The organism is Bradyrhizobium sp. WYCCWR15520, assembly GCF_056174665.1.
In genome coordinates, this window is record NZ_JBWBWM010000003.1 from 83,703 (window position 1) to 103,092 (window position 19,390).

16 protein-coding genes are annotated in these 19,390 nt (G+C 63.9%); 2 read left to right on the forward strand and 14 right to left on the reverse strand.

Going from position 1 to position 19,390, the window contains the following annotated elements:
* The 9 genes from AC0QUY_RS04120 to AC0QUY_RS04160 form a co-directional block, all read right to left on the reverse strand.
* On the reverse strand, positions 1–438 hold the full coding sequence (locus AC0QUY_RS04120; RefSeq protein ID WP_475385872.1) for an SRPBCC family protein: 438 nt from the start codon (positions 436–438) through the stop codon (positions 1–3).
* A gap of 9 nt (positions 439–447) precedes the next feature.
* A complete protein-coding gene (locus AC0QUY_RS04125) occupies positions 448–3,345 on the reverse strand; it encodes a flotillin family protein (protein WP_161852170.1) in 2,898 nt (965 codons plus the stop codon).
* A 24-nt stretch (positions 3,346–3,369) separates the two neighbouring features.
* Positions 3,370–4,203 (reverse strand): phosphoenolpyruvate hydrolase family protein, encoded by an 834-nt coding sequence (locus tag AC0QUY_RS04130; RefSeq protein ID WP_161852171.1) that lies wholly within the window; start codon positions 4,201–4,203, stop codon positions 3,370–3,372.
* Positions 4,204–4,205: 2 nt separating this feature from the next.
* Positions 4,206–6,443: a Tm-1-like ATP-binding domain-containing protein gene (locus tag AC0QUY_RS04135; protein WP_475385873.1), complete on the reverse strand. Its 2,238-nt coding sequence runs from the start codon at positions 6,441–6,443 to the stop codon at positions 4,206–4,208.
* Entirely contained in the window at positions 6,436–7,218 is a 783-nt protein-coding gene (locus tag AC0QUY_RS04140; RefSeq protein WP_475385875.1) for an ABC transporter ATP-binding protein, read from the reverse strand. Before AC0QUY_RS04140 ends, AC0QUY_RS04135 begins: the two co-directional genes overlap by 8 nt.
* On the reverse strand, positions 7,211–8,293 hold the full coding sequence (locus AC0QUY_RS04145) for a branched-chain amino acid ABC transporter permease (RefSeq protein WP_475385876.1): 1,083 nt from the start codon (positions 8,291–8,293) through the stop codon (positions 7,211–7,213). The genes AC0QUY_RS04140 and AC0QUY_RS04145 overlap by 8 nt, the downstream gene beginning before the upstream one ends.
* Before the next feature lies 1 nt (position 8,294).
* Positions 8,295–9,305 carry a branched-chain amino acid ABC transporter permease gene (locus tag AC0QUY_RS04150; protein WP_161852175.1) on the reverse strand — a complete coding sequence of 337 codons (1,011 nt, stop codon included), beginning with the start codon at positions 9,303–9,305 and terminating at the stop codon, positions 8,295–8,297.
* A gap of 130 nt (positions 9,306–9,435) precedes the next feature.
* The gene (locus AC0QUY_RS04155; RefSeq protein ID WP_161852176.1) at positions 9,436–10,263 is read right to left on the reverse strand and encodes an AraC family transcriptional regulator; all 828 of its coding nucleotides are present in this window, start codon (positions 10,261–10,263) and stop codon (positions 9,436–9,438) included.
* Between the two features lie 141 nt (positions 10,264–10,404).
* The gene (locus AC0QUY_RS04160; RefSeq protein WP_161852177.1) at positions 10,405–11,655 is read right to left on the reverse strand and encodes an ABC transporter substrate-binding protein; all 1,251 of its coding nucleotides are present in this window, start codon (positions 11,653–11,655) and stop codon (positions 10,405–10,407) included.
* 348 nt (positions 11,656–12,003) lie between these two features.
* Between AC0QUY_RS04160 and AC0QUY_RS04165 the strand changes: the two genes are divergently transcribed.
* On the forward strand, positions 12,004–12,837 hold the full coding sequence (locus tag AC0QUY_RS04165) for a DUF2066 domain-containing protein (protein ID WP_475385878.1): 834 nt from the start codon (positions 12,004–12,006) through the stop codon (positions 12,835–12,837).
* Positions 12,838–12,880: 43 nt separating this feature from the next.
* On the opposite strand, the gene AC0QUY_RS04170 is transcribed toward AC0QUY_RS04165, so the two are convergent.
* The gene (locus tag AC0QUY_RS04170; protein WP_475385879.1) at positions 12,881–14,239 is read right to left on the reverse strand and encodes an MATE family efflux transporter; all 1,359 of its coding nucleotides are present in this window, start codon (positions 14,237–14,239) and stop codon (positions 12,881–12,883) included.
* Positions 14,240–14,316: 77 nt separating this feature from the next.
* Positions 14,317–15,318 carry an alpha/beta fold hydrolase gene (locus AC0QUY_RS04175; protein WP_475386042.1) on the reverse strand — a complete coding sequence of 334 codons (1,002 nt, stop codon included), beginning with the start codon at positions 15,316–15,318 and terminating at the stop codon, positions 14,317–14,319.
* A 244-nt stretch (positions 15,319–15,562) separates the two neighbouring features.
* Here AC0QUY_RS04175 and AC0QUY_RS04180 point away from each other — a divergent pair, with 244 nt between their 5' ends.
* A complete protein-coding gene (locus AC0QUY_RS04180; RefSeq protein ID WP_475385880.1) occupies positions 15,563–16,204 on the forward strand; it encodes a TetR/AcrR family transcriptional regulator in 642 nt (213 codons plus the stop codon).
* 99 nt (positions 16,205–16,303) lie between these two features.
* On the opposite strand, the gene AC0QUY_RS04185 is transcribed toward AC0QUY_RS04180, so the two are convergent.
* Genes AC0QUY_RS04185 through AC0QUY_RS04195 form a run of 3 tightly spaced genes read right to left on the reverse strand, consistent with a single transcriptional unit; the run spans position 16,304 to position 19,146 of the window.
* A complete protein-coding gene (locus AC0QUY_RS04185; RefSeq protein WP_475385881.1) occupies positions 16,304–17,278 on the reverse strand; it encodes a TRAP transporter substrate-binding protein in 975 nt (324 codons plus the stop codon).
* A 13-nt stretch (positions 17,279–17,291) separates the two neighbouring features.
* Positions 17,292–18,599: a TRAP transporter large permease gene (locus tag AC0QUY_RS04190; protein ID WP_161852180.1), complete on the reverse strand. Its 1,308-nt coding sequence runs from the start codon at positions 18,597–18,599 to the stop codon at positions 17,292–17,294.
* A 1-nt stretch (position 18,600) separates the two neighbouring features.
* Positions 18,601–19,146 carry a TRAP transporter small permease gene (locus AC0QUY_RS04195; protein WP_161852181.1) on the reverse strand — a complete coding sequence of 182 codons (546 nt, stop codon included), beginning with the start codon at positions 19,144–19,146 and terminating at the stop codon, positions 18,601–18,603.
* Positions 19,147–19,390 lie beyond the last annotated feature (244 nt).

Here is a 19,390-nt window from a genome sequence, read left to right on the forward strand (position 1 = left end):
CTAGCCTCCGAAGCCGCGCTTCAGCGCGTCGAATCCGCCCTGGAACACGCCCAAGCCGATATTGTTGACGAGTTCGTTCTCCCGCTCCGGCGCGCAGTCGAACTCGGCGGTCCATTCGAGAAAGGTCTGGTCGCCGTCGGTCACCGGCGTCAGCCGCAAGGTAGCGACGTAGTTCTCCACCCCCATCGGCGATTCCAGAATGGAGTAGGTGCAGAACATGTCGTAGTCCGAGAGCCCGAGCAGCTTTTCGCGAATGCGATCGCCGTTGCGCAGGCGAAAATCGCGCACGCAGCCGATCTTGTCGGCGGGCTCCCCGCCCTCGATGCGGCTCTCCGCGATCGCGGGATGCCAGTTGGGCATCCCGTTGAAATCACGCACGCGCGCCCAGACGCGGTCGTTGCGTGCGTTGACGACGGTGGAGACGTAGACGCGGGCCATGGCGTGTTCTTACCCTTTCTTGCGCGGTCCGCGTTCGGCGGCCGGCGCGCCGGTGGCGTCGGGGGCTGGGGGTGCATCGGGCTTGCTCGGGCCGGCCTTGCGCGCCGATTCCTTGATGCCCTGCATGTCGCGCGCTTCGCGAATGAGGCCGGGCATCTTGGCGAGGCTGCCGCCCTCGACGCCGATGTCGGAGAGAATCGAGTCGATCAGCGGCGCCTGCACGCGATAACGCAGCGCCGAGTCGATCACCTCGTCGGTGGCGCTGCGGCCGCCACCACCGCCCGTGCCATTGCCGTTCAGGCCGTCGACACTGAGAATCCGGATGCCCTCGATCTTTTCCATCGGTTTGACGCTCTCGCGCACGATGCCCTCGATGCGGTCGAGCAGCTTGCGGCGGAACAGCGAGTAGCGCGCCTGGTCGGTGAGCACGTTTTCGGCTTCGTTGAGCAGCCGTTGCGCCTCGGCCTCGACGGCGGCGCGCACGCGCTCGGCTTCGGCCGCGATCCTTGTTTCCTCGGCTTGCTTCTCTGCAAGCAGCACCTCGATGGTCTTGCGCCGCTTGGCGATCTCGCTTTCGCGGGCGGTGACGACGCGCTCGGCCGCCTCGGTCGCCCCCACGCGTGCATCCTCGGCTGCCACCTTGGCGGCGGATTCCTCCAGCGACTTCTGATAGAGGGCGATCGCCTTTTCCATCAGCGCCGTTTCGACTTCCTTCTCGCGATCGACTTCCAGTTTGCGCAGGTCGCGCTCGCGGCCGATGCGCGCTTCGTCGAGGCCACGGTCAGAGGCGATGCGGGCGCGCTCGACTTCCTCGCGGGAGGCGATCTCGGCTTCCTGCAGCGCCTGGACGCGGGCGACTTCGAGCTGTTCGATCGCGCGCCGGCGGGAAAGCCGGGCCGCTTCGAGCGCCTGTTCGCGCGAGACATCTGTTGTCTCGACTTCCTTGCGCGCGATGATCTCGGCCTGCTTGACCTGACGGTCGGCGTCGATCCGCTCGGAGCGCTTGGCAGCGAGCGCAATCACGCGCTCCTCGTCGGCGATCTCAACCGCTCTCTTCTGGTCGATATTGAGCACCTCGCGCGTCCTGGACGAGGCGATACGCTCGGCCTCCAGCGCCAGTTCGACCTCGACGCGCCGCCGTTCGATCGCATCGCGCCGCTTGAGTTCGGCGGTCTCAATGGATTCGGTGCGCTCGATCTCCAGTCCCCGTGTTTCCTTCTCGGCCCGGATGCGCTGGGCGGCGATTACCTTCTCCTGGGCAATGCGCGCGGCCTCGATGGCTTCGCGCGAGGCGATGTCAGCTTCCTCGATCGTGCGGTTGCGCGCGATTTCGAGCGAGCGAACACGCTCTTCCTGGGCAATACGTGAGGCTTCCGTTGCCTCGCGCGCGGTGATCCCTGCGACTTCCAGCGCCTGGTTGCGTTCGATTTCCAGCTTGCGGGTGGAGTGCTCGGCGCCGATCCGCTCCGCGGCCAGCGTCCGCTCTCGCGCAATCCGTGCCGCTTCCACCGCCTTCTGCGCCTCGATCTCTGCTTCCTGAATGATGCGAACCTGCGCAATCTCCAGCGAGCGGGTGCGCTCATCGGAGGCGATGCGCTCGACGTTGACGATCGTGGTCTGGGCGATGCGCGCCTTCTCGGTCGCCTCGCGCGCCGCGATTTCGGCTTCCTCGACCGCGCGGGTGCGTTCGATCTCGCGCCTGCGGGTTTCCTCCTCATTGGCGATCCGCGCGTCGGTGATGACGCGATCCTGCTGGATGCGCGCCTTCTCGACGGCTTCGCGTGCGGTGATCTCGGCTTCCTCGACCGATCGCGTGCGTTCGATGTCACGTTGCCGAACCTCGCGCTCGGAGGCGATGCGGGCGGTATCGACCGCGCGCTGGTTGGCAATTTTGGCCTTTTCGATTTCCTCGCGCGCGAGTAGTTCCTTTTCCTCGACTGCGCGCGTCCGCTCGATCTCGCGGTGTCTTGTTTCCCGCTCGGAGGCGATGCGGGCTTCGGCGATCGCAAGCTCGTTGGCGATGCGGGCCTTCTCGATCGCCTCGCGGGCGGAAATCTGCGCCTGTTCGGCCTCCGTCTCGCGCAATGCGCGTTCGCGCGCCACTTCCGTGCGCTGCAGCGCGCGGCGCATCTCGATGTCACGTTCCTGTTCGAGGCGGGCGGTCTCGCTTTCGCGCTCGATCTCCAGTGCCTGCCGTTCGGCTTCGAGGTTGCGGGAGCGGATCTTGATCATCGAATCCTGTTCGATGTCGTTGCGCAGCTTGCGCCTGGCCTCGATGTCCTCCATCAGGCGGGTCAGACCCTCGGCGTCGAACCGGTTCGACGGATTGAAATATTCCAGGTCGGTCTGGTCGAGGTCGGTGATGGCGACGGATTCGAGCTCAAGTCCATTCTGGGCCAGCGCCTCGGCGGCGGCGGCCTTGACGCGGGCGACATATTCGCCGCGTTGCTCGTGCATCTGCTCCATGGTCATTTCCGCGGCGACCGAGCGGATTGCCGAAACGAATTTACCGGACAGCAAAGCGTGCAACTGCTCGGGTTCGAGCGTGCGCCTTCCGAGCGTGGCCGCGGCAATCGCGACCGCCTCGCGGGTCGGCTGCACCCGCACATAGAAATCGGCCTCGATGTCGATGCGCATGCGGTCGCGGGTGATGACGGCGTCATGCTTGGACCGCACGATGCCCATCGGCAGCACGTTCATGTTGACGGGCGTATAGTCGTGAATGAACGGCAGCACGAAGGCGCCGCCGTTGATCACGACGCGTTCGCCCAACAGACCGGTGCGGACGAAGGACACCTCCTTCGACGAACGGTGGTAGAGCCAGTTCACGATATAGACGACGATGGCGATCACGACGATCGCAACAATCAGCCAGAGGATCAACTCGCCAACCAGAGTCCCCGACATCTTCTCCTCCCTTTGGTCTCGGCGTTATCGCGCGCCGATCGCCTTGAATTTACGAACCTGTTCCGTGAGCGCCCGCTCCACCGGCAGGCGCTCCATCGAGGAGGCACCGTAGAAGCCGTGGCACTTGCGCGTGTGTTTCATGATGAAGTCGGCATCATCTGGCTCGGCGATGGGGCCGCCATGGGCCAGCACGAGTATGTCCGGATTGACGCTGAGCGCCGCCGATGCCCAGGTGTCGATCTGTTCCGGACAGTCTTCGAGCTTCGGCGCGGTGTGCGCCCCGATCGCGCCGCCGGTGGTCAGGCCGAGATGGCAGACGATGATGTCGGCGCCCGCGATCGCCATCGCGGTCGCCTGGCTCTCGCTGAACACATAGGGTGTGGTCAGCATGTCCTTGTCGCGCGCCTTGGCGATCATGTCGATCTCCAGCGCGTACGACATGCCGGTCTCTTCGAGATTGGCGCGAAACACGCCGTCAATCAGCCCGACGGTCGGAAAGTTCTGCACGCCGGCAAAGCCCAGCGCCTTGAGCTGATCGAGGAAGGTATCCATGTCGCGGAACGGGTCCGTGCCGTTGACGCCGGCCAGCACTGGCGTCCTGGTCACGACCGGGAGCACCTCGCCGGCCATCTCCACCACGATGGCATTGGCGTCGCCGTAAGGCATCAGGCCGGCGAGAGAGCCGCGTCCGGCCATGCGGTAGCGACCGGAATTGTAGATGACGATCAGGTCGACGCCGCCGGCCTCCTCGCATTTGGCTGATAGCCCCGTGCCGGCGCCGCCGCCGACGATCGGCTCGCCCTTGGCGGCCATGGTGCGGAACTTCTTCAGGATGGCTGAACGTTCGAATTTCGCCATGGTCACCTCGCGACTTTCCGACGTGTCCCCGGGCGTCCGACCAGAGGGCGGAGCGCGTTGACGATGGCGGATGCAAATTCGGGCTCGTTGATGTGGCGCTTGATGCGGATGAGCTGGCGGTTGCCGGTCTGGCGTACGCTGCGTTCCAGCGCGGTAAACAGCGCCGCATCCGCCTCCGGATCCCAGAACGGCTGGCCCGGTGCATCGAGTGCGGAGACGCCGCCTTCGGGGAGAAAGAAACGTACCGGCCCGTCCATGCGGTTGAGCTTGTCGCCGATCCAGCGCCCCATCCGGTCGTTCTCTTCCGGCGTGGTGCGCATCAAGGTCACCTGCGGATTGTGAACGTGGAATTTGCGCTGGCGATAGCGATCGGGAATGGTGTCGGGCCCGCCGAAATTGACCATGTCGAGCGCGCCGACCGAGCCGATGAAGGGCAGGCGGCTGCGGATGATCGCACCAAAGCGGTCGTCGGTGGCGGGGAATACGCCGCCCATCAGGAGATCGCAGACTTCCGTCGTCGTGAGATCGACGACGGCGGCGAGCATTCCGGAATCGACCAGCTTCTCCATCGAGCGGCCGCCGACGCCGGTGGCGTGGAAGACGAGGCACTCGAAATCGTTGCGCAGGTCGGCCGCGATCTTCTGCACGGCCGGCGTCGTCACGCCGAACATGGTGATGCCGATAGCCGGCAGATCGGCCTGCGCCCTGCGCTCATTCGCGGCCTGATTGTCGAGACGCGCCTTCACCATGCCGGCGATGGCGTTGGCGCCGTTGGCGAGAACGGCGCGCGAGATCGAGTTGAGGCCCTGCACGTCGGTGACCGAATACATCATGGTGATATCGGCAGGGCCTACATAGGGTCCGACATCTCCCGATGCGACCGACGAGATGATGAGCTTTGGCACGCCGACGGGAAGGGCGCGCATGCCTGGCGCGACCAGCGAGGCGCCGCCGGAGCCGCCCGCTGAAATAATGCCGGCGACATTGCCCTGACGGCGCAGCCAGTTGGCGAAGGCATCCGCCATCGCGGAGACCGACGCGCCGCGATCGGCGCCGAACACGCTCGACCCGCCACGCCCATGGTTGAGCGCGATTTCCTGCGCGGAGACGTCGCAGGTGGAGAGCTTGCCGCTGGTGGAGACGTCGACCAGGCGCGTCCGCAAGCCCTGACCGGCGATCACGTCGCGGATAAAGCGTAGCTCTTCGCCCTTGGTATCGAGCGTTCCGACGACGAGGACGACGGGTGGTCCGGACGCGCTTGGTACGATGGCGCCGGCCTGGCGCCTTTGCCGGGTGGCGTCTTCGATGCGCGTAACGCCCGCCGAAAGCGTGCGCGCTGCGCCCTCGATGCGCGCAATGGGGGCCGGCTGCGACCAACGTGTCGGCAAGGTGGGATTGGAGATATAGATCCGGACTGGCGCCGTGCTTGACGCGCGCGGAGGCACGGGACGCGCCTTGGCCTCGGCGCTGGCATCGGCGGCGTCGATATCCGAGTCCGGCTCGGCATGGACTCCAACGACACCGACGCCAAGCAGGCGTTGCTGCAATTCGCGGTCGGCGGCCAGGCGTGCGGAGTCGATGATGCGGTTGACGCGGCCATTGACCATGATCGCCACATTTTTGGAGATCGCGGTGGCGACGCCGATATTCTGCTCGATCACGAGCACCGACATGTCGCCGTCTTCGCCGAGACTTACCAGCATTTCCTCGACCTGGGCGACGATGACGGGCGCAAGCCCTTCGGTCGGCTCGTCCATGATGAGAAGCTGCGGATTGGTCAGCAGCGCGCGCGAGATCGCCAGCATCTGCTGCTCGCCGCCGGAGAGCTGGCCGCCGCCATGGTCCTTGCGCTCGGCAAGGCGGGGAAATGTTTCGTAGATGCGATCGATGGTCCAGGCGCCGCGGCGCATGCTGGCTGCCAATCGCAAGTGTTCGTCGACGCTGAGCGACCGCCACAACCGACGTCCCTGCGGCACATAGCCGACGCCCGCTTGCGCGATCCGCGCCGGGCTGAGGCGGGTGATGTCCTCGCCGCGGACCCGGACCGAACCGCCGCTCGCCCGCAGCAGACCCATGATGGTCTTGCACAGCGTGGTCTTGCCCATGCCGTTACGGCCGACCACCGAGAACACGCCGGAATCCAATGTCAGGTCGACGCCTTGCAGCGCATGCGAGTGGCCGTAGTAAACGTCGAGGCCCCTGACTTCGAGCGCGGGTGCGGAGCGGCGGACCTCACTCATGTCCGGCCCCCAGATAGAGTTCCTGCACCTCTGGGTCGGCCTCGATTTCGTGCGGCAGCCCCTCCTTGAAGACGCGGCCGTTGTGCATCATCGTGACACTTTCGACGACGCGCAGCGCGACATCCATGTCGTGCTCGATGATGATGTAGCCGATGTGGGCGGGCAGCGACGTCAGGATTTCGATCAGCTCGCGCCGCTCGGTGGGGGAGAGGCCCGCGGCCGGTTCGTCGAACAGGATGAAGCGCGGGGCGCCGGCGAGTGCGAGCGCGATCTCGAGCTGCCGCTGCTGGCCGTGCGCGAGTTCCGCGACGCGTTGCTCCCTGACCGCTGTCAGGTGCACGGCCTGGATCAGAGCTTCAGTCGCATGCATGAGGGCGTCGTTCGTGCCCGGACGCAGTACGGAAAATCGTCCGCGGGAAACGCCGCGGCAGGCGAGGTAGACATTGTCCCGAACCGTGAGGCCGGGGAATAGCGCTGAAATCTGGTAGGTGCGGCGGAGGCCGCGCCTGATCCGCTCATAGGGCGGGAAGTGGGTAATGTCCTCGCCGAAGAAGCGGATGGTGCCGGATGACGGCGGAAAATCACCGGTCACGCAATTGAACAGCGTGGTCTTGCCGGCGCCGTTGGAGCCGAGCACGGCGCGGCGTTCGCCCGGGCGAACCGTGATGGTGACGTCGGTCAGTGCCGCGAGCGCGCCGAACAGCCGCGTCACGCCGCGCAGTTCCAGCGCAGCGCCGGCAGCCACCGATGAAAAGCGTGGCGCGACGTTATCCATGCGGCTTCCCTCCGCCTGGATGAGCGTCAGTGGCCGCAGCCCGGCGACGCCAGCGCTCCCACAGTCCGATCACGCCATCCGACGACCAGAACACGATGGCGAGGAAGCCGAGCCCGATCAGCAGCCGGAAGCGGTTGCCGTCGAGACCGAACTTGACCAGCAGATCGAGCGCGAAGGTGCGCAGGATGACGAAGATGAAGGCGCCGATATAGGGGCCGACGGGACGGCTGATGCCGCCGACCACGGCAATAATCAGGATGTCGATGCAGGCGCCGACGCTGACCGAGCCGGGTGAGATCTGCCGGTAGTTCCAGACCTGCAGGACGCCGCCGAGCGCGGCGATGAAGGCCGCGAACGCGTAGGCTGCCACGCGGTGCGCGTTGACATTGAAACCGAGCGCCGCCATGCGGCGGGGATTGTCGCGCACGCCCTGCAGTGCGAGGCCGAACGGCGCGCGCGAGGCATATTGAACGGCGAAATAGCAGAGCGCCGCGACGACGAGCGTGACGTAATAGAAGGGGATGTCGGAACGCCAGTCGACGCCCCAGAATTTCGGCGTCGCGACCGTGTTGATGCCGGTATGGCCGCCGAAGATCGCCCAGTTCTGGTTGGTGAAATAGTAGAAGGCCGCGCCGATCGCCAGCGTGATCATGATGGTGTAGATGCCCTCGGTGCGCACCGCGAGCGCGCCGCCGAGCGTGCCGAAGGCGGTCGCGAGCACCAGCGCCATCGGCGTTGCCAGCCACCACGGCCAACCGAGGCTGATATTGGTGTTGGCGCTCATGCCGAACACCGCGACCATATAGGCGGCAAAGCCGGCGACGGTGAGCTGCATCAGGCTGACCATGCCGCCATAGCCGGCGAGGAACATCAGGCTGAGGGCGATAGTCCCGAGGATCATCGTCGTGGCGAAGATCTCGATCAGGAAGAACCCGTTGGCGATGAACGGCATGATCAGCAGGATCACGCCGACCAGCCAGACGGCCGGCTTGTTGAATTCCGGCCACGCCAGCCACGCTGCGCGCGCCGCTGCCGGCTGACTGGTCTGAGGTTGGACGCCCTGGATCAGCGACATGTCAGCGCCTCGCCAGAAGGCCCTGCGGCCGCAGCGCCAGCACCAGCACCATGATGAGGAAGGTCACCACGATCGCGTAGGTCGGGATGTAGACGGAGCCAAGCTGCTCGGCGAGACCGATGATGACCGCGCCCAGCGCCGCGCCAGGGATCGATCCCATGCCGCCGACGATCACGACGACGAGCGACGCCAGCAGAAAGCGAGTGTCCTCGCCCGGCGAAATCGACTGAAAGGTTCCGCCGACGACGCCCGCGATGCCGGCAAGCCCGGCGCCCAGCGCGAACACGGCCACGAAGACGAGCTGGATCGGCACGCCGGTGGCGGCGAGCATGTCGCGGTCATCGACGCCGGCGCGCACCATCATGCCGACGCGGGTCCGGTTGAGCGCCAGCCACATCGCGATGCCGATCACCACCGCCGCAACGAAGATCACGAGCCGCACCAGCGGATAGCGCAGATACACCGCCTCGCCGGAGGATCTGACCGCGGTGACCAGCGGCAATTCGACCGGTCCGACCAGCCAGCTCGGGGTCTGGATCTGATAGAAATCGCCGCCGAATGCCCACAGCATCAGATCGGCAAACACGATCGAGAGCCCGATCGTGACCATGGTCTGGCGCAGATCCTGCCCTTCCATGCGGCGGAAGACCACGATTTGCAGCACGATGCCGACCAGGGCGACACCGAGAAACGCGATGATGAAGCCGAGGATCCAGGAACCGGTCCAGGCGCTGATGGCGTAACCGATATAGCCGCCGAACAGATAGAGCGAGCCATGCGCCAGATTGACGTTGCGCATCAGGCCGAAGATCAGCGTGAATCCGCTCGCGACCAGGAAGTAGAGGCCGCCGAGCGTGATGCCGTTGAAGACGGCGTTGAGAAAGACCCGCTTCCTGCCGAATGCCTCTTCGAGGCCGGGTGGCCAGACGGCGAGGATCAGCCACAACAGCACCGCGACCGCGACAAGTGCGATCAGCGCCCATGCCGGATGGCGTTCGATGAATCTTGTCACGGTAGCAGCGCGGCCGTCACCATGCCGTCCTCCCAGACGCCGCGGCCGTTTCGGCTCGCGTTTTGGGACCATCCTAATGGGGCCGCGGACCTTGCACTTGATTGTCAGTATCTTTTCGCGCGCTCTGCGCTCAGGGGCGCAACACTTTGGCGGCGCGGCGGTATTCCGTCGGCGCCATTCCGACATTGGCGGCGAAGAAACGGGTGAAACCGCTCTGGGAGGAGAAGCCGAGATCGAAGCCGATATCGGCGATCGGCACCTCGGTCGCGACGAGCGCGTCCAGCGCCTGTTCCATGATCAGTGTATTGAGATAGAGGTTCGGGGTGACGCCGGTCTGGGTGCGGAACAGCCGGTAGAAGTGCGGGCGCGACAGCCCGGACGCCCGCGCGATCGAATCCAGCTCGATCTCCGCGCCCGGGCTTTCGGACATCAGCTTGATGGATTTGCGGACGCGAAAGTCGGTGATGGCGCTGGCGGTGCGCGTCTCCTGCACCGGCTCGGAACTCTGCCAGCTCTCGTCATAGCAACCGTCGATCAACTGCCTGAGTTCGCAATCGAGACTGCTCAGCGATGGTGCGCCGCAGACCAGCGCCGCGGTTCGCCTGATATGCCTGTCGAGGGCGACCGTGCGCTTGAAACAGGTGTGGCCGAACCGCAGGCCGTGAGCCCGCGCCGCGTCGGGAGCGAACCATTCGGCGTTGACGTAGAGCACGAAGAAGATCGCGCCGTTCTCCACATCCGTCGGGACAAAGTTGTGTGGTTCCCAGGGGTTGATGGCGACAATGGAATCTTCTGCGAGAAGCCATCGCTCATCGCACACGTCAATGCGCGCTGGCGTTCCACCGACATGAAAGATCAGGTGCCCTTCACGATGCGCGTGCATGTTGAAGGGGCGGTTCAACTGATAGACCGTCGCGCGACCGAACCGGCCGTGGAAGACGGCGAGAGCCTTGCTCATGCCTTCCCTCCCGCGGGATGTTCTTGTCTTTTCAACCAGCGTTCAACATCCGCCGCGAGAATGCAAGGGAAGATCATGTCCAGGTTCGGGCCCGAGTGGACCCCGGCGCCTGACCGGGGCCCGTTCGCAAATGCGAAGAACTCAGTACTTCTTGCACTCCGGAACCGTTCGGCTCGGCAACCCGATCTTGGAGAACACCGCGGGGTCGTAGCCGAGCGTCTGGTTGACGTTCGGGATCACCTTCACGACCTTGCTGAACAAGGCGCCCTTGCCATCATCCACCACTTCGGTGACGAAATTGGTGCCGATGGCCTGGCGGTTGGAGTCGAGCTTGATCTTGCCGTTGGGCGCGTCGAGCTCGATCTTGGCCAGCGCTTCCCTGTATTTCGCCTGGTTGTTGCTGAGATCGCCGTTGACCTGACGCAGCGCGAGGATCAGCGCCGCCGTCGAGTTGTAGTAATTGGTAGCGAGCAGTGACGGGCTCGGGAACCGCTTGTTCGGCGGGAACGCGTCCTGATAGGCCTTCACGAACTTCTGCCAACCCGGATCTTCCCAGGTATCGGCTTGGCCGCTCGCGGCAATGGTGCCGATCAGGGCATTCTTGGCGTTGCCCTTGGCCGAAAGAATGGTCTGGTCGACCATGATCGAGCCGCCCATCAGACGAGCCTTGCCGCCGGCCTGCTGGTATTGGTTCAGGAAATTGACGGCGTCGGCGCCGCCGAGGCCGAGATAGATCGCATCGACATCGTCGGGAAGAGCAGCAATGACGGAGGCGAAATCCTTCGTTCCGAGCGGCACCCATTGCCGGTTCGTGACCTGTCCGCCGGCGCCGCAGAACTCCAGCACAAGTCCGAACACCTGGGTGTAGATGAACGAATAGTCGTCGCCGACCGTCGCTATTTTTTTATAGCCTTTGGTTTCATAGGCGTATTTGCCGAGGCCGACCTGCCATTGCGCGCCGTCCATGTTGTAGCGGTAGAAGTTCGGCGCCGGGTCGACATAGGTCGTCTCCTGTGCGCCGGAAGCGGCGTTGATAAAGGTTAGCTCCGGACGCGTCTTGGCAAAGTTCTTGACCGCGATGCCTTCGTCGCCGGACAGGGGTGAAAGCAGGATCTGGACCTTGTCCTGTTCGATCAGCTTGCGTACGGCACGAACCGCGGAATCGGGCGTGGCATCCGTCGAGGCGATGATGAATTCGATTTCCTTGTCGCCGACCTTCTTGCCGAGCGTGTTGATCGCCGTCTGATGTCCGCGGATGCCGTCCTCGCCGAGCACGGTATAGGTACCTTCGAGCGTCGCGGTAACGCCGACCTTGATTTTCTCTTGGGCTATGGCGGCGCCAGAAAGCAACAGGCTGCTCAGCGCGACCAGTCCCGCACAGCTTTTAAACATCGAACCCCTCCCTTGTATCGCCGGTTTTTCTATCGTCAGGTCGTTCCAAACTCGCCATGCCGTGGATGACCGATTGCTTGATCGTGCAGCCGGAATGCATGGCGAGCGGGACCGCCGGGCGAAAACTAGCTGATGACGAGGGCGGCGCGCGCAGCTTCACCTGCCACAACTTGACCGGTAGTCTCATTTTGCATATTGCGCCGCGACGAGGTTTGCAGTGATAGAAGGCGGCGATTGAAGATGGCGGAGCGCAAAGACGACGCAATAAGTCCCTGATTTTGCTGGCAAGCCATGCTGTTTGGAAGTTGGCGTTTCCGCAGTAACGAACGAATGCCCAAGAACAAACACATGACCGAAAAGAACAACATCCCCGAACGGAACCGCGCGATAGTCAGGACATTTCTTGCAGCCGCCTTGATCTGGTGCGCCGGCAGCATGGCCGCCGTGGGCGCCGAGCTTTATCGCACGAAGGTCACCGTGACGGGCCAGGGCGAAGCGAACCGCATCGCCGGCTTTGCGACATGTCTGGAAGACGTCCTCATCAAGGTATCCGGCGCGCAGAAGCTCGCCGGCGACCGGCGGTTGGCAGCCTACAAGTCGAAAGCAACGGATTTCGTCACGACATTCAGCTATCGCGACCAGTTTTTGGGCAAGCCGATCCGCGACGAGCAGGGCACCCGCGATCGGCCCTACGACCTGACGGTCGATTTTGAGGAAAGCAAGATCGACGAGCTTCTCAAGAAGCTCGGCCTCAAGCCCTGGCTCTCACACCGACCGGTGCTTGCGGTCTTTGTCGCGATGGAGCAGGGCCCAAGGAACTACATCGTGACCATAGATGGAACCCAGTCCGACCTGCAGCGCGACGCGTTGCTCGCCGCGGCAGACAAGCGCGGCATGCTGATCGTGTTGCCCGGCGCGGCGGCATTGACGAAATCGAACATCACTGGCGAGACACTCGGGACGACGCCATTGTCGGCGCTTGCGCCTGTTGCAGCCGAGCAGGACGCGGAGGCCATCCTGACCGGGCGACTGGTCTGGGATGATCGGCAGCTCGGCTGGGCCACGCAGTGGCAGATCGATTGGGCCGGCCGGACGCACCGCTGGCAGGTCCGCGGCGTCACATTCGATGAAGCCTTCCGGCGTGGCATCGGCGGCGCGGCTGAAGTTTTGTCCGGGCAGTAGCGGCGAGAGCAGCCGGCTGCGTCAGGATGATCCGTGTCGGGGATTATTTCGAGATCTGACCGGCCGGCCCCCAGCCGCGGAGCCAAAGCGCAGATGCGACGATGCCGCCGGAAATCAGCGAGCCCGCGGCGACCACGATGAAGAGCTCCCGCAAACCTCCGCCAAGTCCGGCAACGACGATCCAGCCCAGCCCCGCCGCGACGAACAACCGGGCGGCCCCTCCGATCACCGGCCACATCACGCGACCTGCCCCTTGGCCTGCGAAATAGAGCAGCATCCCGAGACCGGCTACACCGTAAAATGGTGCGACGATGCGGAAATAGGTCGAACCGGCGGCAAGAACCTCGGGCTCGGTGCTGAACAGCGACAGCCAGGCGTGTGGAAATATTGTCACGACAAGTCCGAGCAGTTCGGTGACACCGGCTGCAAATAACGCGGCAATCCATGCGATGCGCTCCGCCCTTCCGATCTGGCCCGATCCGATGTTCACGCCGACCATGGTGAGCGCCGCGCTGCCCAGCGCGAACAGCAGCGGAATCTGGATGTAATCGAGGCGCGACGCGATGCCGTAGCCTGCGAGGGCGTCAGTGCCGAACAGCCCGACGGCGCCGGTGACGAGAACGACGGTCAGATTGGACTGGATGGTGCCGATCGCCGACAACCCGCCGACGCCGAGGATATCACCGAGCAGCCGCCACTTGACGAGGCGTATATCGAAGAGCAGGCGCAGCGAGGTCCGGGCCGAGCGCATGTAGGCGATCAGCACGAGAGCGCCGACGAGATAGTAGACGATTACGGCAATGCCGGCTCCCGTCACGCCGAGCCGCGGAAACGGCCCCCAGCCGAAGATCAAGGCCGGCGAAAGCGGAAGCAGCACGAACACGCCTAGCAGAATGATGGCAGCCGGCGCGACCGTGTTGCCGGCGCCGCGAAGCGCCGCCGCCAGAAGGCTGACAATCCATACCAGGGCCGCGCCGAAGAAGATGACGTGGCCATATTCGAGCGCCGCGTCGAGCGCTCCGGCCTGGCCGCCGAGCAGCCGATAGACAGCCTCGCCAAACAGCCATTCCGCACCGGCAAAGACCATTCCGAATATAATGGCGAGAACGAGCGCGTTCAGCGCAAGTGCTTCGGCTTCGGCCACCTTGCCGGCGCCGATCGCACGCGCGATGGCTGATGCGACGCCGCCGCCGAGGCCGCCATTCGACATCATCTGCATCAGCATGAAGATGGGAAACACCAGCGTGACGCCCGCCAGGGCTTCCGTGCCGAGGAAGCTGACGAAATAGGTCTCCGCGATCCCGACAAAGGTTTGCACGATCATGACCACGAGGGTCGGCAAAGCGAGTTTCAGGAGCGTCGGCAGGATCGGCCCGTCGAGCATCGCCTTCTTGACGTTCACCGCGTCGTTTTCTTTCCGGCTGCCGGCTATGGCCACCGGTCGGGGTAGGGACGGTTGTTGGGAGGGCAGGGTTGTCATCAGTGCCTCGGCAGGTCTCGAATGAATTCCACCAGCGCGGCGCTGACCTCGTTCGGTCGCTCCTGCTGGGTCCAGTGGCCGCAGCCCGGAAGCATCTGAATCCTGCGCAGGCCAGGCACGAAGTTCTTCTGATTGGCCAGCAACTGGTCCGTGCCGGGAAAGGAAAGCAGGAAGTCGCGATCGCCTGCGATGTAGAGCGCCGGGACAGACACCTGCAGGCCGGCAATCGCGCCGGTGATTTCCCAGTTGCGATCGATGTTGCGGTAGTAGTTGAGCGCGCCGCGGAAGCCGGTTCGCTTGAACTCCTCGCCGTAAAAGTCGATGTCGCTTTCGTGTATCCAGGATGGCAGGGTCTTGGGCGCGCCGGGTCCTTGCAGAAATCCGCCGCCCTTCGGCACCATGCCAAGGCTCAGTGCAGGTCCGCCGGCGGCGACGGAAGCGCGCGCCGCGGCCACGCCATCGCCGGACGCGCCGAACAGCATGTTGCGAATGGTCGCGCGCGGATCGCGTCCCAGCTCCGCCTCGGCAGGACCCGGCTCCATGAAATAGAGCTGATAGAATTGCGCAGTCTCCGTGCGCGGCATGAGGCTGGTCGGCGGCGCCTTGCCGCGCGGGCGGAACGGGACGCTGAGCGCTGCGACCGCCCTGAAGCGGTCGGGCCGCATCAGCGCCGCCTGCCAGGCGATGCTGGCACCCCAGTCGTGACCGACGATGACGGCCGTCGCCGCGCCCACCGCATCGAGAATGCCGACCATGTCGCCGACGAGATGCAGGATCGTGTATTGATCGATCGCCTGCGGCGCGTCGCTCTTGCCGTAGCCGCGCAAGTCGGGCGCGACGACACGGAAGCCGGCGGCGGCCAGCGCGTCGATCTGATGCCGCCAGGAGTACCAGGATTCGGGAAAACCGTGCACCAGCAGCACCACCGGTCCTTCGCCCTGTTCAGCGATGTTGAGGCGGATGCCGTTGCATTCGATGATCCGTTGCGTCGTGTTGCTCATTTTTAGGTCTGGTTCCGAAGTTGCCGCGAATGCGTTTGCCGAGATCGCGTCAGGCGCGATCCGGAATGCGAGCGGCGCCAATGCCATGGCCAATAGCTGGCGTCTGTTCATGATGTTTCCTCCGACTAGCCTGCGTAGCGATTCACGGCGCCTTTACCGTCAGGGGCGTTCTTGGTACTATATGGTACCATAAGATTCGATATATGGTACCATATGGTACCAAGTCAAGCGGGAATTGATACCGATGAGTCCAAGAGTGAAACCGCGCGAGGAGGAGGCCGATGGCGCCGCCGTCCGGAAGAGGATTCTCGGCGCGGCTTTTTCGGCGTTCATGGAAGGCGGCTACGCGCAGACCAGCACGCTGGAGATCGCGACGCGCGCGCGCGTCTCGAAACGCGAGCTTTATTCGCTGTTCGGCAACAAGGAAGCGATGCTGGTCGCTTGCATCACCGAGCGCGCCCAACGGTTGAAAGCGCCGGCCGATCTGCCCGAACTACGCGACAGGGAAACGCTGGCCAACGTGCTTATCGGATTTGGAACGAAGCTTCTGACGGAAACGACCGATCCGGTTGTCGTCGCCGTGTTCCGGCTGGCGATATCGGAAACCGTGCATGCCCCGAGGGTCGCGGAAGTGCTGGAATCGATCGCGCGCGGGCCTACGCGCGATTCGCTCCGCGAGATCATGGCCAAGGCCAGGTCAGCGGGGCTTTGCGAAGGCGATCCTGCTGTGATGACCGAACAGTTCCTGGGGCTGCTGTGGGGTGACTTGATGATCGGCCTCTTGCTTCAGGCGGCCGATCGCCCGAGCAACAGCGAAATCGCGCGCCGGGCTAGAGAGGCAACGATGGGTGTTCTCCACCTCCATCCGGGTGACTCGAGTCGATGAGTGGAGGCCGAAGTTTAATCTCGCTCGCGAACGTCGCCGCAAAAAGAATAGCGTCCGGCGATCGACGCCGGACGCTACGAGCGCACAATAAAGAGGGCTTTACTTCTTATACGTGGCGATCACGGCCTCGCCATCGGCGCCGGCCTTCTTGAGCCAATCGGCCGTCAACTGCTCGCCGATCTTCTCCAGGCCGGACTTCAGCGCCGGAGGCGGCGGCAGCACCTTCATCTTGTTGGCCTGAAGCTGTTCGAGATACCACTTTGCCTTTTCTTCCGCGAGCTTCCAGCCGCGCTCTTCGGCGACCGCCGCCGCCTTCAGGATCGCGTCCTGGGTCGGCTTGTCGAGTGCGTCGAACGCCGCCTTGTTCACGAAGGTGACGTTCTTCGGAATCCAGGCCTGCGTATCGTAGAAGTGTGTCATGGTTTCCCAGGACTTGCTGTCATAGCCGGTCGAGCCCGAGGTCATGAACGCGTTCACGACGCCGGTGGCCAGCGCCTGCGGCAGTTCTGCGGCCTGGATGGTGACGGGCTGGGCGCCGACAAGCTCGGCGATGCGCGAGGTGCCGACGTTATAGGCCCGCCACTTCAGGCCTTTCATGTCTTCGATCGTGTTGAGATCCTTCTTGGCGTAAATGCCTTGCGGTCCCCACGGCACCGCGAACAGAAGCATCAAGCCTTGCGAGGCGAGCTTCTTTTCGATCGCGGGTTTCGACGCGAGCCACAGCTTCTTGGCTGCGGGGTAGCTCGTCGACAGGAAGGGGATGACGTCGATGCCGAACATCGGATCTTCGTTTTCGTGCAGCGAGATCAGCACCTCGCCCGCCTGCGCCTGGCCGGTCGCGACCGCGCGCTTGATTTCCGGCGCCTTGAATAGCGATGCCGCGGGATGCACGGTGATCTGCAGCTTGTTGCCGGTGGCATCGGCAACGTCCTTGGCAAATGCGATCAGGTTCACCGAATGCGGATTGTCCGCCGGATAGGCCGCGGGGAGATTCCATTTTGTCTGCGCCATTGCGGGAGCGGCAAGCGCCGCGACGCAGGCGGCCATTGCGCAGGTCTTTATAAGTTTGAACATGACAAATACCTCTCTAGCCAGGGAACGCTATCCGCGGCAGCAGCATCACGATATCAGGAAAAACCGTGATGATGGCAACCGCCAGAACGAGTAAAAAGAAGAACGGCAGGGCGGCCTTGGCGACCGTGTTGGAATCCTTGCCGCTCATGGTCTGCAGGACGAACAGGTTGAAGCCGACGGGCGGAGAGACTTCCGCCATTTCAACCACCAGCACCAGGAAAATGCCGAACCAGATCAGATCGAACCCGGCCTGCTTCACCATCGGAATGACGATGGCGGTGGTCAGCACGATCATGGAGATGCCATCGAGCGCCGCGCCGAGCACGATGTACATGACGGTGAGCGCCGCGATCAGCGCATAGGGGCTGAGCTGGAGGCTGTTCACCCAGTTCGCGAGCGCCAAGGGGATGCCGGTATAGGCCATCGACGTGCCCATGTAGGAGGCGCCCGCCAGGATCAGCAGGATCATACAGTTGACCCGCGTCGCGCCCATGACGCTCGCCCAGAACGATTGCCAGGTCAGCGCGCCTTGCCACCATGCGATCGCGAGTGCCCCCAATACTCCCCAGGCTGCGCATTCCGTCGCCGTCGCCCAGCCCATCAGCAACGACAGAAAAACGAAGACGATCAGCAGCAGACAAGGAATAAGATTGAGCGATTCTGAGATGCGCCTGCGAAGGCTCATGGGCGGATCGGCCGGCGGCGTGCGGTTCGGATTGGCGAGCGACCACACTGCGATGTAGCCGGAATAGAGCGCCATCACCAACAGGCCCGGCAGAAATCCGGCGAGGAAAACCTGGATGATGGAGACGTTCGCCTGCACGGCGTAGACCACCATGGTGATCGACGGCGGGATCAGAATGCCGAGCGTTCCCGCACCGGCCAGAGAGCCGAGGCTCAGGTTTTCGTCATAGCCGCGCTTCTTCAATTCCGGCAGGGCGATCTTGGCCACCGTGGCGCAGGTCGCGGCTGACGATCCCGACACCGAACCGAACACGCCGCAGGCGAGTACATTGACATGCATGAGTCGGCCCGGCAGCCAGTTCAGCCACGGCGCAAATCCGCGAAACATTTCCTCCGACAGGCGCGTTCGGAATAGAATCTCGCCCATCCAGATGAAGAGCGGCAACGCGGCGAGTGACCACGACGCACTGTTGCCCCACACCGTTGTCGCAAGCACGCTGCCGGCCGGAATGGCGCCGCCGGCGAATTGCATGCCGGCCCATCCCGTCGCCATCAAGGCGACGCCGATCCAGACGCCGGCACCGAGCAGCAGCGCAAGAAATCCGAGCAGGATGGCGGCGATGGAGAGCAGCTCCATGTCAGACCCCGCTCTGCATGGCGCGCTCGACGATTTCCTCAGCGCTCCGCGGTTTCGGCAATTCGTAGCGCGGCGCAAAGCCGCGCAGGACATGGACCAGCTCGTCCACAAACGCGATAAAGAGAATCACCAGGCCGCCGCTGTAGCCGAGTTGCGGAATCCACAGCGGCACCGCAATGACGCCTTGCGAAATGTCGGAAAATTTAAGCGATTGCCAGGTCATGATCGCGGCATGCCACGCGAAAAAGCCGATGAAGCCGACGCCGATCAGAAGCGCTGCGATCTCGACATAATGGCGGACATTGTCGCTGAGACGGTCGATCAGCAGGCCGACGCGGATCATCTCGCCGTGCTTGAACGTGTGCGCGAGCCCAAGGAAGGCGGTTGCCGCCATGCACCATGAGATGAAATCATCGCCCGCCGGAATATTGATACCGAGCGGCCGGCCGCCCGACAGCAGCAGCATCAGCACAAAAATTGCAATGAGGAAGAGGCCGGCGAGATAGCCGGAGAGAAGATAGAGTCGATCAAGAAACACGCGGATCATATTTAGGTCCTTACCCCCTCGCACGCTTATCGCCGGGAAGCAATAGACGTACCAATTCCCGTGGCCGTTCCCTTCCAGAAGGGCGGGCCGATTTTGGCCGGGCCGAAAGCAGCTGGCTGAAAATCAGTCCCCAGAAGGGGTAGGTTTCCGGAGTTGCGCGAGGACGTCAAGGCGGGAGGGGCAAATCCTGCGGATGCGGGTAGGATACGTCGCGACGGCGCTAGTCACCTTGGGGGGCCGTTTC